This is a genomic window from Sporosarcina sp. P25 (assembly GCF_002743235.1).
GTDB classification, from domain to species: Bacteria; Bacillota; Bacilli; order Bacillales_A; family Planococcaceae; genus Sporosarcina; species Sporosarcina ureae_B.
Window position 1 is genome coordinate 132,526 of sequence record NZ_PDYV01000005.1, and the last position, 25,110, is coordinate 157,635.

A 25,110-nucleotide genomic window follows, 5' to 3' on the forward strand; every position below is an offset into this window, starting at 1 on the left:
TGTAGACAACTAGAAAAAGGATATTCACTCTTTTAAGGTCTAATTGATTTTATTCGATAAACATGTGAAAATAGAAAAAGAAGAAACTGGCGGTAATTTGGCTTGAGGTTTCATATAAGAAGGGTGGCGGTTGTGTGATCTATTTCAAAGATGGGGAATTCCTAACAGAAGATAAAATGAATGTATCCGTGAATGATCGTGGTTATGTATTTGGCGATGGCGTCTATGAAGTCATTAAAGTATATGATGGCGCATTGTACACAGCGAAAGAGCATTTAGAGAGATTACTTGAGAGTGCAGAAAAAATACGTGTGGGCCTGTCGTATACAATCGATGAGCTACTCGAGATCGTACAGAAGCTACAGTCTGATAATCAAATATCTGTTGGACATATTTATATACAAGTCACACGCGGTGTTGCGCCACGTGCACATCATTTCCCAGAAAACAGTGTGCCAGTCATGATTGGCTATGCCGTAGAAAATGCACGTCCTATGCAATTTCTTCAACAAGGTGCTGCTATGAAGTCTGTTGAAGATATGCGCTGGCTTCGCTGCGATATAAAAAGTTTGAATCTGCTTGGTAATGTCATGGCAAAACAAGAGGCGTTTGATCATGGATGTCAAGAGGCACTGTTTGTACGAGACGGATTGGTGCGTGAAGGCTCATCCTCCAATGCATTCGGTATAAAAGATGGTATCCTTTATACACATCCTGCCAATCATTTCATTCTTAATGGAATAACTCGTCGTGTCGTATTACAGATAGCCGAAAATTTAGCTATTCCGGTGAAAGAAGAAGCATTTACACTACCGCAAGCGTTAGAAATGGATGAGTTTTTCTATACATCTACAAATGCTGAAATCACACCGGTTGTGACGATTGATCAACAACCTATCGGACAAGGAGTTCCAGGACCGTTGACGAGAAAGTTACAAGTAGCATTTGAGGCGCAAATTCCTAAGTTAGTCGTGTCTGGTAATCATAAGGAAAGAGAATCAAATGGCCCAGCTAGTTAAACTTGCGGATTATATTTCTCGGTACGAGAATGACTTAGCTCGCTATCCGACACAATTCATCCGCCTGAAACGTTATCAATGGAAACGTATTAAAAATCAATGGGAGCACGGTGTTGATTTATATGCGGAGCAAGCGGCTACTTTATCGGAAGATGTGCAACAGAGTTCAAAGTGGTATACGCTGTTATTCAAGAAATGGCGTAAACAAACAGATGGGGAATTGACCCATGAACTTGCTGTTTCAGAAGAAAGGGTAGAAGATCGTGAGAATGATATGGATTTTCAGGCTTCGATTTCGAGTCAGCCTTCAAATGTTGAACAGTTAAAAAAAGCCTATCGTGATCAATTGTTTCAATTCCAATTAAAATGGGCAAGTTCCACATTGCATGACCGATCCCGCGTAGATCCGAAGTATTACTCTGATCCCTTGTTGAAGCAACTGACACTGCGTTTACCTGATAGCTTCTTGTTGCTTTATTATCCGATCGTCAAAGTCAATAAAGCACCTGTCGAGTTGGATATCATCTTGTTAGCTCCTACTACATGCTATTGCATCACGGTGCTCGAAGATGAAAGAATGGCTGCGTACATAGGTAGTGGCGAAAGGTTTTGGCTGAAGAAGTTTGGTGAAGAGGAAGTGAAAGTGCTAAATCCAACGATAGCGCTCAGTAGAATGGAGAAAGTGGTTTCATCATTCTTCAGAGCGGCGAAAGTGGAAATACCAATCAAGAAGCTAATTGTTTCCAGAAATGGCTATATTGATTATCCGGGTACTCCATTTGAAGTGACAACCATTGATCGCAAAACATATGAGCAATGGCTGACAAGGTTATGCAGTAATCCGAGTCCCATGAAACATACGCAATTTAAAGCTGCACAAGCACTATTGGATCATGCACAAACTACAGCGATGAGTCGATTGTTTGATGCGGAAGAAGTAGTGGAAGAGCAATAGAATAGAAATTACTGAAAAAGAGAGAGTGTACTGATTATGCGTTTACGAAATAAGCCTTGGGCTAAAGATTTTATGGCAGAACATCCGGATGTTTTGATTTTGGATCCGGAAGGCAAAAAAGGTCGTTGGACTGAAGAGTTCGGAAACGATGCGCCAATCCATATTGAAGTGGGTACAGGGAAAGGTCAGTTTGTCATTGGAATGGCATTGGCGAATCCAGAGGTTAACTATATTGGCATCGAACATTTCGATAATGTCATCGTATCCGCGTTAGAGAAAGCAATTGAAGCGGAAAAGCCTGCTAATCTTCGTTTGATGCGTGTCAATGGAGAAGAGTTGGAGTCCATTTTTGCGGATTCAGAAATTAATCGTGTGTACTTAAACTTTTCTGATCCATGGCCAAAAGATCGCCATGAAAAGCGTCGTTTGACACATCCAAACTTTTTAGCGAAATATGAAGGTGTTTTGAAAACGAATGGAGAAATTCACTTTAAGACAGATAATCGTTCGCTGTTTGAATATTCTCTTGTCTCCATGACGGACTATGGTATGAAATTACGATCCGTTTCACTCGATTTACACGCAAACATGCCTGAAGATAATGTGTTAACCGAGTACGAAGAGAAGTTTTCGAGTAAAGGTCAGCCGATTTATCGTCTGGAAGCACAATTTCAAAGCTAATTCTACTAGGTAAGATGTAGAAAACTGTTGGACGTTGTACTTTTCTGCTGAAGCTTGAGAGCTCAGTGGAAAAGTACAATGTCTATATAACAGTTACTAAAGGAATGTAGGGAGGAATTATTTTGGATCAACTAACTTTTCATGATATGAAACTAACGTGGTTAGACGGTGGCGTAAACTTTTTGGACGGTGGTGCGATGTTCGGTGTCGTTCCGAAAGCGCTATGGTCAAGACGCTATGAAGCAGATGAAAACAATTTGATTGAACTACGAACAGACCCAATCCTCATTCAATATCAAGGTAAAAATTATTTGATTGATTCCGGTATCGGAAAAGGTAAATTGAACGACAAGCAAAAGCGTAACCTAGGTGTACGTACTGAAACGCGTGTGGAGGAATGTTTAAAAGAACTTGACATGACGCCCGACGATATCGATGTCGTGTTAATGTCCCATCTTCATAATGACCACGCGGCCGGTTTGACGCAGTGGGAAAATGATCAGCTAGTGTCTGTATTTAAGAATGCCAAGATCTATACTTCGCAAGTTGAGTGGGATGAAATGAGAGAACCCAATATTCGCTCGCGCAATACGTATTGGAAAGAAAACTGGGAGCCGATTCAAGACCAGGTGGCGACGTTTGAAGAGGAGATTGAAGTCGTACCAGGGATTAAGATGATTCACACGGGTGGCCATAGTGATGGGCATTGTGTAATTAAGCTCGAGCAAGGCGGCGAGACGTTAATTCATATGGCGGATATTATGCCGACGCATGCGCATTCGAATCCTTTGTGGGTACTTGCTTATGACGATTATCCAATGGACTCGATTTTTGCAAAAGAGCGCTTGATGAAGGAAGCGCTTCCAAATGAGTATGGGTTTATTTTCTACCATGATGCGGTGTATCGTATGGCGAAGTTTAGTGAAGATGGCAAGACGATTGTAGATAGCTTGCCTCGTACTCGGTGAGGGATTAAGTTCGAGTTCAAGTGATTTAGTGAGGGGAGTGGGAGTGCGCAGTTGATCGACGTTCCAGGCGGACGCTTTCCCGAGGGCGTGGCTTGAGCTTCCTCGTGCGCTTCGCTTCTGCGGGATCTCAAGGCGCACGCTGATCCTCCGGGAGTCGCCGCCTTCCTCTTACGATCAACTGGTGTTGTGTTCTTGAGCTGGAAACCTTATGCAATGTTAAACATTAAGTGCTAGAGACAGATCCCTTTTACGAGGGGTTTGTCTTTTTCTGTATGGAGAAGTACATTTTAAAAGATAGTTACGTAAAATCTTAGGCCGGACGCACTTAAAATTCATTCAAACAAAAAAGAGGCCATCGCAAGAAGTAGATACTACTCGGATAGCCTCTTTACGTCTATTTACTTACTGATTATTGACGAACTAGCTCTACGACAGTGCCTGTTTTCGCATCTGCTGCGAATTCAAATTGCTCGAGTTTGCCGTCTTTCATGCGTGAAACGCCACCACGGTATACGTCCATTGAAATTACGTGATTTGTGTAAGGTTCTGGTTTCATCACGATCCACGAACCGTCGATTGGTCCTTCTTCTTTAAATGCATCTTTTACTTTTTTCAATACGTTGTCAGCAGGTACTTCCTCATTGTAACGATTAAATGCCTCATTCACTACTACGCCTGCAGCAACTCCGGTTAAGATTCCAGCTAAAAAGTCTTTTACTTTCATGTCTAATTGCAGCCTCCTTCGCAAATCTTTTCTTATAGTGTAACATAGTTTAAAAGTGCATGGCGATTCAAAAGTGTTTTCAAATTTGTAAATCGGTAGAATATGGCACTATTGTGTAAAGCAAATGCTTAACCTAATTAGTATTCATCTGTTTGGTATGTGGATATACTACACATAGACAATAAAAAAGTGAGGGATTTAGATGAAAAAAGAAACATTAGAGTTATTTCGTACATTGACTGAACTTCCGGGCGCACCAGGTAATGAATACCGTGTCCGGGCTTTTATGCGTGAGCAGTTAGCACAGAACTCGGATGAAGTTATTCAAGATGGCCTAGGCGGCGTGTTTGGTGTTCGGCACGGAAAAGAAGATCAGCCGAAAATTATGGTTGCCGGCCATATGGATGAAGTCGGCTTCATGGTAACAGGTATTACGGATAACGGAATGCTTCGTTTTCAGCCGTTAGGTGGCTGGTGGAACCAAGTCTTATTGGCGCAACGAGTCCAAATCATCACGGAAGACGCAGATATTCCCGGTGTCATTGGTTCTATTCCACCGCACTTGTTGAGTGACGCAGAGCGTAGCAAACCAATGGATATCAAAAACATGCTGATTGACGTCGGCGCTGATGACAAAGCAGACGCTATGAACTTCGGTATTCGTCCCGGTCAGCAGATCTTGCCAATTTGTCCGTTCACACCGATGGCGAATCCGAAAAAGATTATGGCCAAAGCGTGGGATAACCGCTATGGTTGCGGTCTTGCTGTAGAGCTATTGCAAGAAGTGAAAAATGAAACGTTGCCGAATACATTGTATTCAGGAGCAACCGTTATGGAAGAAGTCGGCTTACGTGGCGCACAAACAGCAGCGCGTATGATAGATCCGGATTTATTCTTCGCGCTCGATGCAAGTCCCGCAAATGATGCAAGCGGCAATAAAAAAGAATTCGGTCAGTTGGGAGAAGGGACTTTATTGCGCATTATGGACCGCTCGATGATCACACACCGTGGTATGCGCGAATTCATTTTAGATACTGCTGAAACTCACAATATACCGTATCAATACTTTGTTTCCCAAGGCGGTACGGATGCAGGGCAAGTACATGTCGCGAATAACGGCGTGCCAAGTGCTGTCATCGGTATTTGTTCTCGTTACATCCATACTGCAGCTTCCATTATCCACACAGATGATTATGCAGCAGCGAAAGAATTAATTACAAGACTAGTAAAAGCGTGCGATAAAACTACTGTGGAAACGATTAAACAAAACTGCTAAGCAGCTAAAGATGAAATGAGGATGTGGAATGGAATTCATTGTTGGCTCTGAAAATCAGGCGAAAAAGCGTGCAGTGGTTCGGATGGTCGAACGCTATATGGAGAACAGCACCGTTTCTTCAGTGTCCGTTCCGTCTGGTGTTAGCGCACAGCCGATGAGTGAAGAAGAGACGCGGCAAGGGGCAATCAATCGTTCGATCACTGCGGCAAAGAATGCTTTTGGTATAGGTTTAGAAGGCGGTGTCCATATGATTGGGGATACTATGTATCTCTGCAATTGGGGCGCCCTCACTACGCCTGAAGGCAAAACGTTTACTGCAGCGGGAGCGCAAATCCCTTTGCCGGAAGAATTGGCCAATGAAATTCGCCGTGGCCATGAACTAGGGGATGCGGTGGACACCTATTTTAAAAAGCAAAATGTTCGCATGTCAGAAGGGGCTATGGGGATGTTGACGGCACAACTTGTACCGAGGGATGCGTTATTTGAACATATTATGCAATTATTGATGGGCCAGCTCTTGTATAGCACGTCGCTACAGAGCTGACGATTGCAATAGCGTCGGGGTGCGATTAGAATAGGACTGATAGAAAATTGAACGAAAGTAGAGAAGGGGGGAACCTGAATGTTGCGAAGTGGAAAGGTTTTCTTGCTGTTGCTACTAGCTGTCGTATTGGTAGGATGTAATCAGAAAGTGGAAGTCCGTACTGACGATGCGTTTGTTTCAGCGAAAAAAGCATTCGAACTAAATAGCAAAAAAACGAATCAAACGGAGGGCGATATTGAATTCTATAAACCGCCAACTCTACGAATAGATAAAGAATCAACTTCTCAACAGATTGTGTTAACTAAACGAAATGATTCATTTTATCTAACGGTTAATCCGAATGAAAAGAAAAACAGTCAAGTGTATTATGATGTACTCTTGACGGATGAACCCGATCATTTAGTAGGTGCCCAAACATTTTCTAAAGATGAAGCATTTGGCTTTGTAGCTGTCATTCAAAAAGGTGAGAAGCAAGTAGAGTTAATCGCCAACGTAGGTGGAGCGAAAGTTGAAACTGTAACAAATGAAGAAAATACCGAGGCTTATTTAGAAAAGATGATGGAAATTGCTCGTTCGGTTCAGCATGACGACCAATAAGTAATTTTGAGTATTGAAGGAGAGGGTTAACGAATGGAAGCTGAAGATTTGGTAGAAGAACTAAAGAAACGCTTACCTAAAGAGAACTTCGATTGGCAATTTGACCGTCGAGCTGACAAGTTGCGGATTGTCCACCATACTCTTCATAAAGGCATGGATATTTCATTACCTGAAATTCTATCCAAGTATGAGCAGAAAAACGAACGAGCAATCGATGAAGTGGTGTATACCGTCTTGGAGACGTTTCGCGCCATGGAGAAGGAACAAGAGAAAGGATTCGCGGGAGAAAATACGATCTATCCCGTCATCCGTTCAACTTCATTCCCAACTAAAAGTTCCGCAGGACAAGCTTTCTTAACGAAAGACCATACAGCGGAAACACGTATTTTCTATGCGCTGGATTTAGGGAACACGTATCGCTTGATAGATCAAGGGATGCTGTCTGATCTGCAGATGACAGAACAGGAAATACAGGAAGTTGCGATGTTTAAAGTGAAGACGTTACCGACAGCGTATAAACAAGATATCGTATCGGATAATATATTCTACTTCATTAATAATAACGATGGGTATGATGCGAGTAGAATCTTGAATCAGCCATTCATGAAAGAAATGGAACAGAAAATCGAAGGACATATGGTCGTATCGGTTCCTCATCAAGATGTGTTAATTATTGGTGATATCCGGAATGAAACAGGCTATGACGTCGTGGCGCAAATAGCTATGCAATTTTTCACAACAGGTGCCGTACCTGTTACATCACTGTCTTTCATTTATGAAGATGGTAAGCTTGAACCGATTTTCATTATGGCGAAAAATAGATTAGCAAGAAGGGAAAAGAAAAAATGAATATATTTTATAATCCAGAAGGTGTTGGCGACGTATTGTTCGTTCAACTTACAACAGAAAGACCGACAGCAATTGCCGCGGAAAGAATAAACGATGTCACGTTGATCAAAGATGAAAAGACAGAAACCGTAGTAGCGTTCAATTTATTTGATGCATCTAGTTATTTGACGGTTTCAGCTGTTGGTCAAGTAGAACTGACAGAAGAGATTGGCGAACAATTACAAGCCGCATTAAAGAAAAATGACATTGATTTGGAAGTGGAATTGGATTTCACTCCTAAATTTGTTATTGGCTATGTTGCGGAAAAAGAAAAGCATCCAAATGCAGATAAATTGAACATTTGCCAGGTAGACGTAGGGGAAGAAACGCTGCAAATCGTTTGTGGCGCTCCTAATGTGGAAGCAGGCCAGAAAGTGGTCGTAGCAAAAGTAGGCGCTGTAATGCCTTCAGGTATGATCATTCGTGATGCCGAACTTCGCGGAGTAGCTTCATCAGGCATGATCTGTTCTGCTAAAGAACTTGATCTGCCAGATGCTCCCGACGCAAAAGGAATCCTCGTAGTAGCAGACGATATGAAAGTCGGGGAAGCTTTCGAAGGCAAGTTGTAAATATATCCATATAAAAAAGCTTTTGCACAAGCCTCGTTAAGCTTGTAGCAAAAGCTTTTTTGTATTATTGTTACAAAGAGTTATAAATCATCATTTTATATAGAAAGAACGTAGAACTGTTTGATTTCCTCCTAGGTAACCTGTTAAAATGAAATGATTGATATGAAAAGAGTGATATATTTGAGCTGGCTACGGAATATGAAAAGACGCCTTCAGCAAATGCAAGAAGGCGCTGAAAAAGATAACCCATTATATGAACAATCAACTACTGAAAATACTAGTGATAAAAATAACCAAAACCAAATTCAAAACGAAGATCTAGATGAAGATAAAAAAACAAACTTTCGGTTTCCGATCGTTTCTGACTACGAAATTTATGGATGGGAACCACAGATCCATCATGATGAATATACGAAAGACTATTTACAAGAAGAAGTGACAGAAGAAGACGCGTATGAAATACTTCCTTTAGAACAGAATGAACGTTGGCCAGGTCGTTATGAGCGCAGTGGAAATGTCTACCGTGCAGAAGCGAAACGAGATTTTGCTCATATCATTCCACCTACGTCAAGTCCATTGCCGCTACCGTTTTCCGGTAAAAAGCATGAACGTACATTGCACTCGGAGCCGCAACGGATTGAACCATATGAATCACGACGTCCTGAAATAGAAGTGGCTACTCGGCAAAAAGAAGAACCCGTGAAGGTTGAGAAGCCGAAGAAATTCAGAAAACCATTTTCACCTACACATGTGCCTTCGCCTATCTACGGATTAAACACTAGTTCTCCAATTAGTGAGGCTATGGAATCAGTTATAGAAAAGAAAGATACAAAAGATCAAGAGTTACATGATCACTTAGAAATTCACGACGAAGAATTGCCTTTGTCGTTGATTTCCAATCAACAACCAAATAAGACACCATTATTCGCTAGTTCATCAGAAAAAAGACAGTCCGAGATGTCCTCAGCGGAAGAATATACTCAAGGAATAGAAGAAACTAAATCAGAAGTACCTGAAGAATCTACGCAACTAGTAGAACTGACTGAAGAAACACCCGTGCAAGAAGAGTCACTAGAAGTAGCTACACATGACGATGTACAAGATGAAATCGAAGTAGCTGAAGTAACAATTGTGGAGTCAGAAGAATCGCTAGAAGTTATTTCACAAACGGAAGCTGCAGAGCAAGCTGAAACAGAAGTAGAGAAGCATGACTATGTCGCAACCGAAACAGAAGAAATTGTAGTAGATTCAGAAGCGCCGGTAACCGTTACGATTGAAGAAGAGATAGAAGAAATAGAACAAATAGAAGAAATAGAAGATGTAGAAGAGATAGAAGAGATAGAAGAGATAGAAGAAGTTGAAGCAATAGAAGCAATAGAAGATGTAGAAGTAGAAGAAGCAATCGAATCGGATGAAGTAGAATCCGTCATGGATGATTTAGAGGAACCAGCACAACCAGTTAAGAAAGAAAAAGTTGTGCCCTTTAATGTGTTGATGCTTAAATCCGATAAAGAAAAATTAGCGGCAAGAGTAGAAGAGCTCATTGCAGCGAATGCAACGAAAAAAGAGTTAGTAGATGAAGCGTCATTCGAAATAGAAACGGATCACGCTGTTGCGGAACAAACTGAATCGTCTGAAGCTCGACAAGCTGCACTGCCAGAACAACAGAAAAAAACTGCAGAATCGAACGTGGAAGAACTGGGATTGATCAAAGAAACAGAATCTATCGTAGTAGAATCTGACGTTGAAGTAACTGAAATGGTCGCTACGACTACTGAAACGATTGTAGAAGAGCCTGAAGAGGAACTAATCGAAGAAGAACCACCACATTATGGATTCCCGACGATGCAATTTTTAGCACCTCCAGAAGAAGAAATCGTGGATGAAGAGTGGCTTGCAGCGCAGTCTGCTACGTTAGAAGAAACTCTTTCCCACTTCGCTGTACAGGCGACTGTCGAACAAGCTGTGCAAGGACCAGCCGTCACGATGTTTGAGTTAACGGTCATGCAGGGGACGAAAGTAAGTAAAATTCGAAATCTTACCGACGACTTAAAATTGGCTTTGGCCGCTAGGGATATTCGTATCCAAGCGCCGATTCCAGGTACAAGTATGATCGGTATTGAAATTCCAAATCGCAAAACACGTGCTGTTCGAATTTCAGAGGTTATTGACAGTGATTCATTTATGAAATCAGACTCGCCTTTAGAGGCTGTATTGGGATTAAGTTTGACAGGGGAGCCGCAAACAATTGATCTCCGAAAGATGCCACACGGAATGATCGCTGGTGCAACAGGCTCCGGTAAATCCGTTTGTATCAACTCTATACTGATCAGTTTGCTGTATAAAGCTTCACATCATGATCTGAAACTATTGCTCATTGATCCAAAAATGGTGGAATTGGCACCATACAATGGCATTCCTCATTTGTTGAGTCCGGTGATTACGGATGTGAAAGCGGCGACTGCAGCATTGAAATGGGCGGTCAATGAGATGGAAAGACGCTATGAATTATTTGCGCATTCCGGAGTACGTAATATCGAACGCTATAACGAAATGGTTATGGCATCACGACGTTTCTCATTAAAGATGCCGTATATTTTAGTAGTGATTGATGAGTTAGCAGATTTAATGATGATGGCACCTGCGGACGTAGAAGTGTCGATCAGCCGAATCACACAAAAAGCTAGAGCGTGTGGTATTCATTTAATCATCGCAACTCAGCGACCTTCTGTTGATGTCATTACTGGAACGATTAAAGCCAATATCCCGACTCGCATAGCATTTGCTGTGTCTTCTCAAGTAGATTCAAGAACTATTTTAGATACAATAGGGGCAGATCGCTTACTTGGTAAAGGGGATATGCTGTATTTAGGCAATGGCCAATCGGCTCCTGTCCGTCTTCAGGGGACATTTGTCACGGATGATGAAATCGAGCGTATAATAGAACATGTTCGTAATGAAGCAGAACCGAATTACTTATTCGGTCAAGATGATTTATTAGCGGCCGCTGTCCGAGAAGAGGAATCGGATCCGTTATTTGAGCAAGCCTGCAACTTTGTCATCGAGCAGGGGAGTGCATCCACTTCGTCATTACAGCGCCATTTCAGCATCGGGTATAACCGGGCGGCCAAGTTAATCGACCGAATGGAAGCCAATCAATTTATATCTGAGCAAAGAGGAAGCAGAGCGCGCGATGTCTTTTTGACTGAACAAGCATTTGAAAGCTTCATGAAATAATGAATTCATAGTTCCTATCCAAAGGTTTGATCAAACGCATGGTATACTATGACAAGAAATAATCTTCTCGTCTATTACAGACGATTGAAGATAAAAAGTGGGATGAAAGAACTCCCGGGAGGTTTCAATATGACATTGTTACATTTTACTGGCATAAAAGGATCGGGAATGAGTTCCCTTGCCCAGTTGCTGCATGACTCTTCGTATAAAGTTCAAGGTTCTGATGTGGAAAAATACTTTTTCACAGAAGATCCCTTACGTGAAAGAAATATAAAAGTACTGCCATTTGACGAAAATAATATTCAGCCAGGTATGAAAGTGATTGCGGGAAACGCATTTAAAGATGATCATCCTGAATTATTACGGGCAGAAGAACTTGGGGTAGAAGTTATTCGTTATCATGATTTCCTTGGCAACTATATGGAACAATTTACTTCCATCGGGGTGACGGGAACGCATGGTAAAACGTCTACAACGGGCTTGCTTGCGCATGTATTGGGTGGCTTTGCGCCAACTTCTTACTTAATTGGAGACGGTACAGGTAAAGGTATCGAGAATGCGGAGAACTTTGTATTCGAAGCATGTGAATACAAACGCCACTTTTTGGCATACCATCCAGACTACGCCATCATGACAAATATAGATTTTGATCATCCGGACTACTTCACAAGTTTGGACGATATCTTGGACGCTTTCGGACAGATGGCGAGTCAAGTGAAGAAGGCGTTAATCGCTTGTGGTGACGACGATAATCTTCAGAAACTCCAATGCCAAGTTCCGATTGTCTATTATGGCTTGGATTCATCCAATGACTTTTACGCAGCAAATATAGAAAAAGATGAAAACGGCTGTTCGTTTGACGTGTTCATCCGAAATGAATTCTATCATCGTTTTACGATTACATTAACAGGCGATCATGCCATTAGAAATGCGTTGAGTGTTATTGCACTCTGTCATTATGAAAATATTCCAGCTGAAATTGTAAATGAACGCTTTGCGTCGTTTACAGGCGTGAAAAGACGTTTTTCTGTCTTGGAATTAGATGACCGTGTCATAGTGGATGACTATGCGCATCATCCTACTGAAATCCGCGCAACATTGGATTCAGCACGTCAAAAATATCCGAATCGTGAAGTGATTGCGGTATTCCAACCGCATACATTCAGCAGAACCGCTGCGATGTTAGATCAATTTGCAGAAAGTTTATCTGAAGCAGATCATGTATATTTATGTGATATCTTTGGATCTGCACGAGAGAAAGTCGGTAGTTTAACGATCCATGATTTGATAGATAAAATCCCTAATTCCCAACATTTGAAAATAGAAGATATGTCAGATTTAGAAGCACATCAAAATTCTGTAATCTTATTTATGGGAGCCGGAGATATCCAATTATATTTAAAACAATTTAAGTCTGACATTACTAAAGAAGAAACAGCCTAATCTCTTATGAGAGGGCTGTTTCTTCTTTTTTTAAGACTTTTTTTCGTTACGTTAAAGGATATTACCTAGTTATGTCGAACAGGAGTAGTAGGACGAAAAGTTTAGAAACTCTAAAAGAGGGGTAAAGTTTTCGTAAGAATATGCTCTAGGAGGATAACGTAAGTGATCAATTTACTTTACGTTGCAGCAGTGATTGCCGCAATCGCATTTCTTATTCTTTGTGTAAGTCTAGCTAAGACACTGGGGTCGTTAAAGACATCTTTACAGAGTGTCTCGCATACAGTAGATGACTTATCAAAGCAATTAGAGGGAGTGACTACAGAAAGTACACAACTCCTTCAAAAAACCAATCAGCTAGCCGAAGATTTACAAGGAAAAGCGGACAAGCTGAACACTGTGGTGGAGGCGGTAAAAGGAGTAGGTGACTCGGTGAATACTCTTAATCAATCAGTTCATCGAATCTCAAGCTCCGTAACTACCCAAGCCGAACAAAACAGTGACAAAATCGCGCAAGTAGTACAGTGGGGAACCGTTGCAGTGAATCTGTATGATCAAGTAAAGGAACGGCAACCTAAAAAGTCCGCTGGCTGGACAGTATACAAATCGCGCTCCTAGTACAAGCATTTTCCTTTAAAACATACAAAAAAGTTAATTAACAGGAGGAAGAAAAAATGACAGAAAACAAACCGAACTATAACGACAACACAGGTAACTACTCTAATACGTATGGACAGCCACAATACCCAGCGAACTACACATACCGTTCAACAAATGATCTGTATGATGAAGATAGCAGCGGTACAGGTAGTTTCATTGCCGGTGCAATCATTGGTGGTGTAATCGGAGCGGCAACTGCATTGTTCTTAGCGCCGAAGACAGGCCGTGAAATGCGAGAAGATTTAACTACACAAGCTTCACAATTAAAAGATAAGAGTATTGAATTAAGCTCCACAGCAAAAGATAAAGCGGTAGAGCTATCAAGCACAGCAAAAGATAAAGCAACTGAATTATCAAGTGCAGCAAAAGATTACACAGCTGAATTCACAGATACGGCAAAAGAAAAAACTGCAGCGTTCACTACAGCCGCAAAAGAGAAGACTTCTGAGTTGTCTCAAAACATCCAAGAACAATCAGGGCAGTTAGTAGACAAAGTGAAGTCTGCGAAGTCCAAAGCGAATGTTCCAATGGACGATGGTACAGTATCATCTGAAGGTGAAGAAGCAACTGATTATAAAAGTACAAAAGAAAACAATGAAAAATCAGGAGAACTTTCAAAAGTAAAAGAAACATCAAACAAAAATGAAGTTCAAGGTAAATCTGACAACTCTTCAAACAAAAACAATGATAATAAATCTCCTAAAGCAAACGCTTCTGCTAAAAAGGATACTAATCAGTCTAAAACAAACAATTCCTCATCAAACAATAACAATAAAATTCATTCTAAATAATAGCGAAAACCTTCCTTCACGGGAAGGTTTTTTTATATGTACTAGTAAAGAAAAAGGAGAATAGGAAAAAGCTACGCCAGGCGGCTTTTCCGCACAGCGTAGCTTTTATTCAAATACAATTTCCAGTTGATCTCCACCGAATATCCATTCATTGAAGCGGATGGATTCGCCATTACGCAATAAGTAATAGGCGGCGGTAGATTGAGACGGTAATGAAAAATCAGTGAATGAAAATATATCACTGAATAGTATAGGGGAATTAGGTAATGACTTGAACTCCACTTGGTCATTAGCTTGTACTTGGTAGTCAAGACTAGCTGGTTGTCCGTTTACATACACGGTAGTTCGTTGTTTTTTGATCACCACAGGCTCATCATTAAATGTTACGTCGGCACGCTCCTCTAGAACGATACCTAACTCTCTAGCTATTTCCTTTAAGGAAAGAGGTGCAGGTTGACGCGTTTCAATACTATCGTTTGCGTGAATTTGATAGTCGGCTGAGACTGGTTGTCCGTTTGCGATGTAGACGATCTCACGCTTCCTCAGACGATGGCGAGTTCCATCCCATGCCACAGTGAACGATTCTGTCCCCAGGCTTACATGAGACGCTATCACATCTTGTATTCTATTCGTTGGATTCACTATCAGTTCATCCCGATCCGCAATCTCGGTATCCATTGTCACCGTCTTTCCGTTAAGCAACATTACACCGGTAATCGTCTGTGTTACACCGTCCAACTGATAATGTATCGGTTCGAGCGCATCTACCACGTCTCTGACTGTCGCTGAAGCATCTGTGCCGTCTTTACCGAACAGTAGCTCAACGTGGTCTTGGTGCCCGACAAGATCCTTCGTGCCGACTTCAGTACCGTTTAACAGGATAGTAGTGGATGAGCCGTGCTCGCCAGGGAGTGTTCTCCACTGCCCGTTTACTTTTACAGTCAGTGCCAGTCCAGGTCTACCGTATAACTGACGAGCAGTAATGCGGGCTGCTAGCAGTGCATCGCCTACTGTAAGCTCTTTTAGCTCGAATAATCGAACGGATTGGTCGTTGACGGTTAAGGAAATGTAATGAATCGGAGCTCTTTGCGCTGCGATTGCAATGCCGATTGGCGTTACGAGCGCAGGAGAGGCTTCGATTTGGTCGGAAAGTGTAACACCTGACAACGCATCGAGACTTCGAATGGCTACGCGGTTCTCAGGAAGGTCTAGTTGCGTACTCACTTCTTTCGTTAATGTAGGTGTTAATCCTCCACCTCCAACAATCATCACGGCTTGCGGAGAAGAGTGATGATTCAATCGTTTGATTTCATTCGCAATGGATAACGCTACATGTTTCACTGAAGGTCTGATGACATCGATTACTTCTTCTGAAGGTATTTTTTGTTCGAATCCTAAAATGTCTTGAACCGTCAACACCTCTTGTTCAGTAATTTGTCGCTTCATTTGTTCAGCTAATGGAAAATCGAGCAAGTAGTGTACACTTAGTGCTTCGGTCATTTCGTCTCCCGCAACAGGTACCATTCCATATGCTGTCACGGTATTATCCCTGACAATGGCAATATCTGATGTGCCGGCTCCAATATCGACCAACGCGATATTCAATCTCCTCATGGAAGGAGGTACGAGCACATGAATAGCAGCAATCGGCTCGAGTGTTAAAGCTTCCATTTCCAAATTGGCCCGCTTTAACGCGGCAAGTAAGGATTCTACAACCACTCGTGGTAAAAATGTGGCAATGACTTCTACGGTAGCTGATTTCCCTTTTTGATCAATCAGACTTCCAATCTGTTCATCTTGCAATTTGTAATATAAGACAGAATAACCTACGCAATAATAGTGATCGTCCTCTTGCGATTGATGAGCGGATAGTAATTTTTCCTGTGCGTTTTGTACAGCTACTAATTCCAATCGATTAATATCTTCTTTTGACATCAATGTGCGATCTGAAATGTCTACCGTCACAGTTCCTTCTGCTGTTTTCAATGAACGTCCTGCTGCCGCAACACTAACACGTTTCAGAGGTCCGTGAATTTCTTCCAATTGTTCTTTGATTTCTTGAATTATAGACGCCACGCTTACAATATTATGTATTTGTCCATCAATCATCGATCGTTCTTTATGTTCTTTAGAAATCAAGTCTACAATATGGAATGAATCGTTTTGTTCTTCTAGTACAATGCCCACAACGGTGCGAGTCCCGATATCAAGAGCGAATAGCTTAGTAGCCAGGATTTCCAACCTCTTTTCAAGTTTTTTTCTATTGGAAAATAGTGAATATTTATTTATTCGATGAAATTGCGTGACTTTTCTATGAGTATTCATTATACTAGGTCTATTATATAAAAATGTACCATAGATTCCGGTGTTAGAAAAGGAAGATATGTACGGGGAGGAGACAGGTATTATGAGCAAGCAAGATTTAGGTGAGTTGAGAGGTACTATTGATCAATTGAACTTAGATATTCTTAAATTGATCAATGAACGTACAGGCGTTATCCAAGAAATTGGTAAGTTAAAAGAAAAGCAAGGTGTAAATAGATATGATCCGATTCGCGAACGCGAGATGCTCAACGTCTTAAAGAAGGCAAACCATGGTCCTTTACCAGACGGTATCCTTGAACAGGTATTTAAATCTATTTTCATGTCAGCACTTGAAGTACAGCAAGATGAGCAGAAGAATGCATTGCTCGTATCCCGTACTAAAAAACCTGAAGACACGATTGTTGACGTAAACGGCCATAAAATCGGAGACGGACATCCATCTTTCGTATTTGGACCTTGTGCAGTAGAATCTTACGAGCAGGTTTTGGCAGTAGCGAAGTCGATCAAAGCAAAAGGATTGACGATGATTCGTGGGGGAGCTTACAAGCCACGTACATCTCCATATGATTTCCAAGGTTTAGGCCTTGAAGGTTTAAAAATTCTCAAGCGAGTTGCAGATGAAACTGGACTTTCAATCGTCACAGAAATCATTACACCGTCACACTTGGAGGAAGCGCTCGAATATATCGATGTGATCCAGATCGGTGCTCGTAACATGCAGAACTTCGAATTGCTGAAAGAAGCTGGAATGGTCGATAAGCCAGTTCTTCTAAAGCGTGGAATGTCTGCAACGATTTCTGAGTTCGTCAATGCAGCTGAATATATTATTTCTAAAGGTAATACGGAGATCATGCTATGTGAGCGAGGAATTCGTACATATGAGACGGCAACTCGAAACACGCTGGACATCTCTGCTGTTCCAATTTTGAAGCAAGAAACACATTTACCGGTATTCGTGGACGTTACACACTCCACTGGCCGTAAAGACTTATTGCTTCCGACAGCGAAAGCAGCAATCGCAGTAGGAGCAGACGGCGTTATGGCAGAGGTTCATCCGGACCCAGCTGTAGCATTATCGGATTCAGCGCAGCAAATGGATATTGAGCAGTTTGACAAGTTCTACGAAGAGATGACTCGCTTCATGAACACGCACCAAACGATCTAAAACATCCAACACCGTCCTTTATTAGTAAAGGTCGGTGTTTTTCTGTATAGAATGACAGGTTTCTTCACAGAAAAACACAAAAATCCAGCAGAACACGGTATACTAATAAAGTATAAAGACAGGAGGAGCAAAAATGGCTATCACTATTTACGATGTAGCGAGAGAAGCAAACGTATCGATGGCAACGGTTTCACGTGTAGTGAACGGCAATCAAAACGTGAAGCCGGCGACTCGCAAAAAAGTATTGGACTGTATTGAACGATTGGGATACCGGCCAAACGCCGTCGCTCGTGGACTTGCCAGCAAGCGTACTACAACGATTGGAGTAATTGTCCCCGATATGTCCAAGAGTTACTACGCCGAGTTATCCAGAGGGATTGCAGACGTTGCCACGATGTATGAATACAATATCATCATATCCAATTCGGACAAGAGTACCTCTCGGGAAGTGGAATTGTTTGAAGATCATTTAGGCAAGCAAGTAGATGGATTGATCTTCATGAGTGATTCTATTTCACCTGAAGTACGGAAAGAAATGAAAACAGCGAACGTTCCAATCGTCTTGGCAGGGACATTGGATTTTGAAACCAATTTACCATCTGTCAATATTGATCATGAACAAGCGGCATATGATGTAACAAAGAAGCTAATCGACAATGGCCACCAGCGTATTGCGTTTGTTTCAGGACCATTTACGCGGGACATTAATCGACTGTGCAAGCGTGTTGGGTATATTCGTGCGTTGGAAGAAGCGGGGATGACGATTGACGAGTCATTGATCGTGGAAACCGACAATACGTATGATGACGCTTATGAGAGCTGGAATGTGCTCGGTAAGCTGTCTAATCCTCCAACGGCTGTCATGACGAGCAGTGACGAAGTCGCAATCGGTATTATGAATGGTGTGCGTGATGAGAATCTTAGAATTCCTGAGGATGTGGAGATTATTTGTTTCCAACACTCTATTCTTGCGCGTATTGTTCGTCCGCAGTTGACTGCGATTGTAGTACCGTTGTATGACTTGGGTGCCGTATCGATGCGTTTGTTGACAAAGTTGATGAATAAGGAAGAAGTAGAAGAGACCGAAGTGGTTCTGCCTTATTATTTGGAAGAGCGGCAGTCGGTTAAGAAGTAAGCGGCATTCACTGTCTGTCACGAAGATGAATGGGTGTTTTGAATCTAAAACACTAAGACCTTATTTTTAAAAAATATAAACACGAAAAGCAACTTATCTTAGCGATAAGTTGCTTTTTATTATGATTTTCGAATGACGTGCAAAGCTCTCGTTAGCATTTGCTCATTTTTTTCGTTGATGTCACTTTTACGAGGAACGGGTTCATATAAGTCTTCAGGGTCTTCCCACGTCTCGATAAGGGAAACAAGTGATTGAGGTTGCCATTTATTTAGCCAAGCTTCTGGAAGTCTCCCTGTTGGTGTAGCGATGCCTTTCATAGTAAGCCATAAGTGCGACCATGCCCGTGGCACTACACGCCAGATGTCGTATCCGCCACCGCCTATTGCAATCCATTTCCCATCACAGAATTCTTCTGCGATTTCTTTTGCTAGTTTCGGGATTTCTTCGTAAATCTTCATAGTGCCATACAGATGCGTGAGTGGATCGAAGTAGTGTGCATCTGCTCCGTTTTGGGTAAGAATGACGTCGGGCTTAAAGTGTTCCGCTACTTCCCGCAAGGCCGTCTTATAAATATGTAGGAACGATTCATCTTCTGTAAATGCGTCGACAGGGAAGTTGAATGAAGTGCCGTAACCTGCTCCGTTTCCTCGTTCTGTCACATTGCCTGTCCCAGGAAACAAGTAGCGACCTGTTTCGTGGATAGAGAATGTACAAACATTCGGGTCATCGTAAAACGTCCATTGCACTCCGTCGCCGTGGTGAGCGTCAGTATCCACATATAATACGCGAGCTCCATATTTTTGCTGTAAGTATTTGATAGCTACTGAACTATCGTTATAAATACAGAAGCCAGAAGCTTTCCCTTGGAAGCCGTGATGCAAGCCACCGCCGAGGTTCAGCGCATATCTTGAACGACCTTCCATTACTTCTTCAATCGCGGTTAGTGTACCGCCTACGAGCAATGCACTCGCTTCATGCATGCCGGTGAAGAAGGGTGTATCTTCCGTACCGATACCGTAAATACTCCCGATATTTTCGCTGACCTGACCTATACTCGCTTTTTTTACGATTTCGATATACTTTGCATCATGAGCCAGAAGCAATTCTTCATCTGTGGCTGTGCGCGGAATGACAATTTCATCTGGCTCGATCGTGTTCATTTCATCTAGTAAATCTTTTGTCAAAATGATTCGCTTTTGATTAAAAGGGTGGGTATCCGAAAATTCGTAGTTCAGTTGGTCGGGAGAAAAGATAAAACTCGCTTGTTTTTTCATAAGCCCATCTCCGGTTCGCTCGGCCAAAGAACTTCGAATCCTTGCTTTTTTAAACCTTCGATAATCGGAAGAGGGTTCATTCGCTTAATGCGAATAGCTAAAATTTTGTACTCTTCATTATCTTGATAAGGATAGACAAGGACACTCAGGACGTTTGTATTATGGTCGTGAAATACTTTAGATGCTTCATATAGAATACCCGGTGTGTTTGGAACGCGAATTTGGATATGTGAACTTGGCTGATTGGCACCTGTTAATTCAATATAGTTATACAGTAAATCAGTTTTAGTTAGAATTCCGACTAGTTGATAATTAGAAACGATGGGCAAACACCCAATTTCATACGTATAAAACATTAACGCAGCTTCCTCCGCAAAGTCTCGCGGATGTCCGATCAGTAAATCAGTTTTCATGATTTTGTCAAGTGTCGTTTCATAAAGTGAAGGTTCCAATCTCTCCGAAATGCTTGAAGGAGAAGCCTCTTTGACGTCACGGTCTGTAACTAGACCTTCTATCTGCCCGTCTTTTACGATGGGAATGTGGCGGATTCGTTTTTCCTTCATCAGTTGAACTGCATCTGCAATGGTGTGTGTAGAATTAAGCGTAATCACGTCTGTTTTCATAATGTCTTGTATTAGCATGATCATTCCTCACTTTCAGTAATTAACACGATTTTTGAAACGCACACGATCAAAGCGTTCGATGGATTCTTGATCGACTCGTTTTCCAATCCTTGCCATTAATGCATTGGCGGGGTGCGAGCAAATTTCGGGATCATCAGTAGAGAAGAATTCCAAGCCACCTGCCCGCATCATTTTCTCCATCATTTTGCGATAATCCCATACGGTCAAACCGGTTCCTTTTAGATCCCAGTGCCAATAATATTCAGTCGTAATAATAATATAATCTTCCATCGCATCATCCAGCATCGATAATTCCAGTAAGGATTTCCCGATACGTGCGCCGCGATAAGCTGCAACTACTTCGACGGCGCCTAGTTCTATTAAATTGGCCAAGTCTGCTTCATACCAGCGTTCGAGTGGATCGGGATAGAGAAACGTAACATACCCAACAATCATATTATCGATTCTCGCTACATTGATCCGACCTTCAGGAAACGCGGCGATTTTCACTAAGGCTTGTTGTTGTTGTTTAGAAGGACGGAATGCTTTCAGTCCTTCATGAAATTCAAACGATGCCAGTCGCTCTGATGAAACAGGCCCTTCAATGACCAGTTCACCCTCGTCATGTGGAAATGATCTGGAAAAGTAGGTCTTTCTATGTTCCACACAGTTCACCTCTTCCTAATATTTCTACTCTTTGTACGTTCAAAAGCTCGATGTAAGTTCAGTACGTGCTACTCTGTGTTAAGTATACAATTTATATTGGGGAAAAGTATATTATTATCATTAAATCACTGAATTGTTGGAATTTATAGGTGGATAGTAAAAATAGTGTGATTGGAATGAAGAAGAGGGAGGAGAAGTTTCTCCATCACGTTAGTAAAATCCTGGAGAGACAAAATAAAACCGGATGACAGTCTAGCATTGTCATCCGGTTCTTTAATTATTCTTTTGCTGCTGGAGCTGCATCCGGCTTTGGTTCCGGTGTAGCTTCAGGTGTTGTTTCTGGTGTAGATTCTGGTGTACTTTCCGGTTTAGTTTCCGGCTTCGATTCAGAATTTGTATCCGGTTTTGCGTCAGGCTTTGTTTCTGGAGTTGTCGTACCTGGTTTTGTTCCAGAGTCCGTATTTGGTTTTGGTTCCGCTTTTGGTGTAGGTGCGGCATTGGTTACGGTGTTCGAAGGCCCCGAAAGTTGTCCGGTAATATCCACTGCGCGCACACTGTATGAACCATATCCGACTTTAAACGATCTAGAAGCTCCGTCATGAACCGTACCGATTCTGGTACCGTTTTGATAGATGTAATACCCGACGACATCATTTGAAGCGGAACTAGTCCATGTAAGAACTGAACCATTTTGTGCTGCCGATACGGCTGTAGGTGGTACATTGTCTGCAGGGAATGTGCCGCCTGCGACACCGCTTGAATAACTGCCACGACCCGCAAGTAGTTTAGAAGGATTTCCGCCTAGGCGTCCAAGCATCCGCTTGCCGTATTCAGAAGTTACGCCAACTCCACCAGACGTGACAAATTCACGAGGAGTAGAAGCTAACGCCTGATACAGTTTACCATTCACTCGAACGGCTGCTGATGAAACGATACTGTCATCCGCTTTCGTAGGAACCATCTTTTTCGAATTAAATAAATCCGATCGAACGAGTCCTGCTGCTGAACAAGCGGCAGAAGGAGCGAGACCTGAAATGCCACAGAATGAACGTGTGACGACGCCATTAGGGCGTTTAAAAGTATCTCTCGCTTTAATAGTGTCAGGTATTACAGCGTTGGCTGTATTCATCAATTGTCCGTACAATCGTGCTGTCCGTTCTGATGGATGCATTTGACCACTGTTGTAGCCATGATATAACGGTGTATTTCTGTTTTTATAGCCCATCCAGACACCCAATGATACGTTTGGGTTATAGCCGACTAACCAAGCGTCTCCGTAATTCTGCGATGTTCCCGTCTTAGCAGCTAAATCCGGACGGAAATTCATCAAGCCAGGCAATCTTGCAGCCGTACCATATCCTTTTAATACATCACGCATCATATCGGTGATGATATAAGAAGTTTCCGGACTAAACACTTCCACTGGTTCTGCTTTGTGTTCAAATACTATATTACCTTTCATGTCTTCAATTCGTTCGATCATATACGATTCGATGAATTGACCGCCATTAGCAAATGTAGCGAAAGCATTTGTGTTTTCCTCTACAGTGACATCCATCGTACCTAAGGATGCAGAAAGTCCGCTGCCTGCCTGATCCGTAGCATTTTTAAATTTCATTTTCTTAAGGAAATCAATAGGGTTTCGATCTATTATCTGGTCATATAGACGAATAGTAGATAAGTTTTGTGAACGTGCCAGTGATTCGCGGGCCGGCAATACACCGAGCTCACGGTCAAAGTAGTTTCCGGGAGCGTAACTGCCTTTTCTAAACTTCACATCCACTAGTGGACTTCCCGCACCAATTACACCATATTCAATGGCAGGTGCATAAACCAGTAATGGTTTCATGGAAGAACCGTTTTGTCGGTAAGCTTGAGTGGAGTGATTCAATGCTTCAAGTTCGTAATCACGGCCACCAACGAATGAAAGTACTTTCCCGGTATGGTTTTCAATCATCGATGCACCGACTTGAACAGGGTTTTCTTTAGTAATCATTTTGCCTGATTCTTCATCCATTGTTTCAGAAGTATACGTATAACCGTAGTATCTAAAGCTGTCAGCCACTTCATTCATTTTGTCATACAGCTCTTTGTTGATAGTCGAGTAAATACGATAGCCGTCTGTTCGCATAGAACGGTCTGCCATGATTTCGTATTTTTCTTTAATCTTGGAATCTCCTTCAAAACGGTCTGTGTCGATACCATCTTTTTCAGCTAAAACTTCAGCTAAAATTTCGATCGTGCGATTTTGAATTTCTTGCGTGACATACGGATAACGTTCGGTTGCACGACGTGAAGGTTGTCTAAAGTCTTTAGTTACATCGTAAGCTTTTGCTTCCTTCCATTCTGCATCCGTAATATACCCCGCATCACGCATTCTGAACAATACCGTTTTCATTCGGTTGACACCGTACATAAGTTTTTCCCGTTCTTTAATTCCTTGATTTTTACTGTAGAACGGTGTGTACGTATAAGGCGCTTGTGGAATACCTGCAATATACGCAGCTTGCGGTAAACTTAAATCAGCAGCTTTAATGCCGAAGATTCCGCGTGCGGCTGTTTCGATACCGGCGATATTCTGTCCCGACACATCCCGACCATACGGAATGATGTTCAAATAGGCTTCGAGAATCTCATCTTTCGTCATGAAGTGTTCCAAGCGCATAGCTAGCAAAATTTCTTTAGCTTTACGCTCATAAGAAACTTCGTTCGTCAAGATCTGGTTTTTCACTAACTGCTGAGTAAGTGTCGATCCACCTGTTTGACTGTCTGAGTTCGTCACATCTTGGAATACACCACGGAATATCGCTTTTGGCACGATACCATTGTGTTCTTCAAAGTATTCATCCTCAGTAGCCAGTACAGCGTCCAGTGCATACTGTGAAACTTGATCTAGCGTAATTTGTCGGCGTTCGATATCCGAGTTGATCTTGCCTAGATAAATATTGTCTGCAAAGTACATTTCAGATGTCTCTTCATAATTAAACACCTGATCACGAAGTTCTTCCTTAGAACGCAGAGGTTCTTCCGCAACGAGAGAAGCGAAATATCCTGCACCAACTGAACCCGCAAATACCGCCCCAATGACGGCGAAGATAATGAGTAATATAAACAAGTTCCAAAGTACGCCAGTTCCGATGCGAAGTTTTCTAGCCCAAGGCTCTTTTTTCGCTTGTTCAAACTTATCTTCGAGTTGCTTAATTCTATTATTCTTTTCGTTATTCAAAGTTTTCTCCCCCCAAAAATCTTACTCATTATATCACAGATTCAGGAGAAAATATGCAATAATTGTTGACTTTCATTGGAAGTTGGGTAAAATTGAACTCATACGAAATTACATGTCGAAAAAACCGAAGTAATGATAGTGAGTTCCGTTCTAGAGAGACAGCGGTTGGTGGAAGCTGTTCGGTGCACTATACATGAATTACAGTTTTGGAGTGTACGTTTTGCGCAACGTTACGAGCGCCTCAAAGCCGGAGAGTATTTACTCTCAAGCCGGGTGGTACCGCGTTATAATTACTCAACTAACGTCCCTGCATGATCATTTAGTGATCGTGTGGGGACTTTTTATGT

Annotated in this window: 21 protein-coding genes; 15 read left to right on the forward strand and 6 right to left on the reverse strand. The window is 42.0% G+C overall.

Annotated features, from left to right (window positions below):
• Positions 1 to 134 precede the first annotated feature (134 nt).
• The 4 genes from dat (at position 135) to CSV70_RS06715 (ending at position 3,623) form a co-directional block, all read left to right on the forward strand.
• On the forward strand, positions 135 to 1,019 hold the full coding sequence (dat, locus tag CSV70_RS06700; protein ID WP_085131269.1) for a D-amino-acid transaminase: 885 nt from the start codon (positions 135 to 137) through the stop codon (positions 1,017 to 1,019).
• Positions 1,003 to 1,974 carry a nuclease-related domain-containing protein gene (locus tag CSV70_RS06705; RefSeq protein ID WP_099627119.1) on the forward strand — a complete coding sequence of 324 codons (972 nt, stop codon included), beginning with the start codon at positions 1,003 to 1,005 and terminating at the stop codon, positions 1,972 to 1,974. Before dat ends, CSV70_RS06705 begins: the two co-directional genes overlap by 17 nt.
• A 36-nt stretch (positions 1,975 to 2,010) precedes the next feature.
• Complete coding sequence (trmB, locus tag CSV70_RS06710; RefSeq protein ID WP_099627120.1) at positions 2,011 to 2,655, forward strand: tRNA (guanosine(46)-N7)-methyltransferase TrmB; 645 nt, start codon at positions 2,011 to 2,013, stop codon at positions 2,653 to 2,655.
• A 122-nt stretch (positions 2,656 to 2,777) separates the two neighbouring features.
• Complete coding sequence (locus tag CSV70_RS06715) at positions 2,778 to 3,623, forward strand: YtnP family quorum-quenching lactonase (protein ID WP_099628754.1); 846 nt, start codon at positions 2,778 to 2,780, stop codon at positions 3,621 to 3,623.
• Positions 3,624 to 4,032: 409 nt separating this feature from the next.
• Here the strand turns inward: CSV70_RS06715 and CSV70_RS06720 are convergent, their stop codons facing one another.
• Positions 4,033 to 4,347, reverse strand: coding sequence for a peptidase M4 (locus CSV70_RS06720; RefSeq protein WP_085131265.1), 315 nt, complete (start codon positions 4,345 to 4,347; stop codon positions 4,033 to 4,035).
• A 202-nt stretch (positions 4,348 to 4,549) separates the two neighbouring features.
• Between CSV70_RS06720 and CSV70_RS06725 the strand changes: the two genes are divergently transcribed.
• From CSV70_RS06725 to CSV70_RS06765, 9 genes are all read left to right on the forward strand, one after another.
• A complete protein-coding gene (locus tag CSV70_RS06725; RefSeq protein WP_099628755.1) occupies positions 4,550 to 5,623 on the forward strand; it encodes a M42 family metallopeptidase in 1,074 nt (357 codons plus the stop codon).
• A 28-nt stretch (positions 5,624 to 5,651) separates the two neighbouring features.
• Positions 5,652 to 6,167, forward strand: a complete 516-nt coding sequence (locus CSV70_RS06730) for a DUF84 family protein (protein ID WP_099628756.1) — start codon at positions 5,652 to 5,654, stop codon at positions 6,165 to 6,167.
• A gap of 78 nt (positions 6,168 to 6,245) precedes the next feature.
• The gene (locus CSV70_RS06735) at positions 6,246 to 6,764 is read left to right on the forward strand and encodes a hypothetical protein (protein ID WP_085131262.1); all 519 of its coding nucleotides are present in this window, start codon (positions 6,246 to 6,248) and stop codon (positions 6,762 to 6,764) included.
• 33 nt (positions 6,765 to 6,797) lie between these two features.
• Positions 6,798 to 7,613, forward strand: coding sequence for a DUF1444 family protein (locus tag CSV70_RS06740; RefSeq protein WP_099627907.1), 816 nt, complete (start codon positions 6,798 to 6,800; stop codon positions 7,611 to 7,613).
• A complete protein-coding gene (gene ytpR, locus CSV70_RS06745) occupies positions 7,610 to 8,221 on the forward strand; it encodes a YtpR family tRNA-binding protein (RefSeq protein WP_099628757.1) in 612 nt (203 codons plus the stop codon). Before CSV70_RS06740 ends, ytpR begins: the two co-directional genes overlap by 4 nt.
• A gap of 198 nt (positions 8,222 to 8,419) precedes the next feature.
• Positions 8,420 to 11,458: a DNA translocase FtsK gene (locus tag CSV70_RS06750; protein WP_233191763.1), complete on the forward strand. Its 3,039-nt coding sequence runs from the start codon at positions 8,420 to 8,422 to the stop codon at positions 11,456 to 11,458.
• A gap of 129 nt (positions 11,459 to 11,587) precedes the next feature.
• Positions 11,588 to 12,901 (forward strand): UDP-N-acetylmuramate--L-alanine ligase, encoded by a 1,314-nt coding sequence (gene murC, locus CSV70_RS06755; RefSeq protein WP_099628759.1) that lies wholly within the window; start codon positions 11,588 to 11,590, stop codon positions 12,899 to 12,901.
• 162 nt (positions 12,902 to 13,063) lie between these two features.
• Positions 13,064 to 13,516, forward strand: coding sequence for a DUF948 domain-containing protein (locus CSV70_RS06760; RefSeq protein WP_085131257.1), 453 nt, complete (start codon positions 13,064 to 13,066; stop codon positions 13,514 to 13,516).
• Positions 13,517 to 13,572: 56 nt separating this feature from the next.
• Positions 13,573 to 14,349, forward strand: a complete 777-nt coding sequence (locus CSV70_RS06765; RefSeq protein WP_099628760.1) for a YtxH domain-containing protein — start codon at positions 13,573 to 13,575, stop codon at positions 14,347 to 14,349.
• 105 nt (positions 14,350 to 14,454) lie between these two features.
• Here CSV70_RS06765 and CSV70_RS06770 read toward each other — a convergent pair whose 3' ends face one another.
• Positions 14,455 to 16,536: a cell division protein FtsA gene (locus CSV70_RS06770; protein WP_233191764.1), complete on the reverse strand. Its 2,082-nt coding sequence runs from the start codon at positions 16,534 to 16,536 to the stop codon at positions 14,455 to 14,457.
• 220 nt (positions 16,537 to 16,756) lie between these two features.
• Here CSV70_RS06770 and CSV70_RS06775 point away from each other — a divergent pair, with 220 nt between their 5' ends.
• Both CSV70_RS06775 and ccpA read left to right on the forward strand, forming a co-directional pair.
• Entirely contained in the window at positions 16,757 to 17,839 is a 1,083-nt protein-coding gene (locus tag CSV70_RS06775; RefSeq protein ID WP_085131255.1) for a bifunctional 3-deoxy-7-phosphoheptulonate synthase/chorismate mutase, read from the forward strand.
• 133 nt (positions 17,840 to 17,972) lie between these two features.
• Positions 17,973 to 18,974: a catabolite control protein A gene (gene ccpA, locus CSV70_RS06780; RefSeq protein WP_085131254.1), complete on the forward strand. Its 1,002-nt coding sequence runs from the start codon at positions 17,973 to 17,975 to the stop codon at positions 18,972 to 18,974.
• Positions 18,975 to 19,093: 119 nt separating this feature from the next.
• Here the strand turns inward: ccpA and CSV70_RS06785 are convergent, their stop codons facing one another.
• The 4 genes from CSV70_RS06785 to CSV70_RS06800 all read right to left on the reverse strand — a co-directional run bounded on the left by CSV70_RS06785 (position 19,094) and on the right by CSV70_RS06800 (position 24,763).
• A complete protein-coding gene (locus CSV70_RS06785) occupies positions 19,094 to 20,248 on the reverse strand; it encodes an acetoin utilization protein AcuC (protein ID WP_099628761.1) in 1,155 nt (384 codons plus the stop codon).
• A complete protein-coding gene (locus CSV70_RS06790; RefSeq protein ID WP_085131253.1) occupies positions 20,245 to 20,889 on the reverse strand; it encodes an acetoin utilization AcuB family protein in 645 nt (214 codons plus the stop codon). The genes CSV70_RS06785 and CSV70_RS06790 overlap by 4 nt, the downstream gene beginning before the upstream one ends.
• A gap of 15 nt (positions 20,890 to 20,904) precedes the next feature.
• Positions 20,905 to 21,537 (reverse strand): GNAT family N-acetyltransferase, encoded by a 633-nt coding sequence (locus CSV70_RS06795; RefSeq protein WP_099627913.1) that lies wholly within the window; start codon positions 21,535 to 21,537, stop codon positions 20,905 to 20,907.
• A 277-nt stretch (positions 21,538 to 21,814) separates the two neighbouring features.
• Positions 21,815 to 24,763: a transglycosylase domain-containing protein gene (locus CSV70_RS06800; RefSeq protein ID WP_099628762.1), complete on the reverse strand. Its 2,949-nt coding sequence runs from the start codon at positions 24,761 to 24,763 to the stop codon at positions 21,815 to 21,817.
• Between the last annotated feature and the right edge of the window lie 347 nt (positions 24,764 to 25,110).

Bases quoted from the DNA above. Each gene is read 5' to 3' on its own strand.
- ytpR (WP_099628757.1), top strand. From the start codon at position 7,610: ATGAATATATTTTATAATCCAGAAGGTGTTGGCGACGTATTGTTCGTT.
- CSV70_RS06720 (WP_085131265.1), bottom strand. From the start codon at position 4,347: ATGAAAGTAAAAGACTTTTTAGCTGGAATCTTAACCGGAGTTGCTGCA.
- CSV70_RS06705 (WP_099627119.1), top strand. From the start codon at position 1,003: ATGGCCCAGCTAGTTAAACTTGCGGATTATATTTCTCGGTACGAGAAT.
- CSV70_RS06785 (WP_099628761.1), bottom strand. From the start codon at position 20,248: ATGAAAAAACAAGCGAGTTTTATCTTTTCTCCCGACCAACTGAACTAC.
- CSV70_RS06765 (WP_099628760.1), top strand. From the start codon at position 13,573: ATGACAGAAAACAAACCGAACTATAACGACAACACAGGTAACTACTCT.
- ccpA (WP_085131254.1), top strand. From the start codon at position 17,973: ATGGCTATCACTATTTACGATGTAGCGAGAGAAGCAAACGTATCGATG.
- trmB (WP_099627120.1), top strand. From the start codon at position 2,011: ATGCGTTTACGAAATAAGCCTTGGGCTAAAGATTTTATGGCAGAACAT.
- CSV70_RS06725 (WP_099628755.1), top strand. From the start codon at position 4,550: ATGAAAAAAGAAACATTAGAGTTATTTCGTACATTGACTGAACTTCCG.
- murC (WP_099628759.1), top strand. From the start codon at position 11,588: ATGACATTGTTACATTTTACTGGCATAAAAGGATCGGGAATGAGTTCC.
- CSV70_RS06775 (WP_085131255.1), top strand. From the start codon at position 16,757: ATGAGCAAGCAAGATTTAGGTGAGTTGAGAGGTACTATTGATCAATTG.
- CSV70_RS06730 (WP_099628756.1), top strand. From the start codon at position 5,652: ATGGAATTCATTGTTGGCTCTGAAAATCAGGCGAAAAAGCGTGCAGTG.
- CSV70_RS06740 (WP_099627907.1), top strand. From the start codon at position 6,798: ATGGAAGCTGAAGATTTGGTAGAAGAACTAAAGAAACGCTTACCTAAA.
- CSV70_RS06750 (WP_233191763.1), top strand. From the start codon at position 8,420: ATGAAAAGACGCCTTCAGCAAATGCAAGAAGGCGCTGAAAAAGATAAC.
- CSV70_RS06790 (WP_085131253.1), bottom strand. From the start codon at position 20,889: ATGCTAATACAAGACATTATGAAAACAGACGTGATTACGCTTAATTCT.
- CSV70_RS06735 (WP_085131262.1), top strand. From the start codon at position 6,246: ATGTTGCGAAGTGGAAAGGTTTTCTTGCTGTTGCTACTAGCTGTCGTA.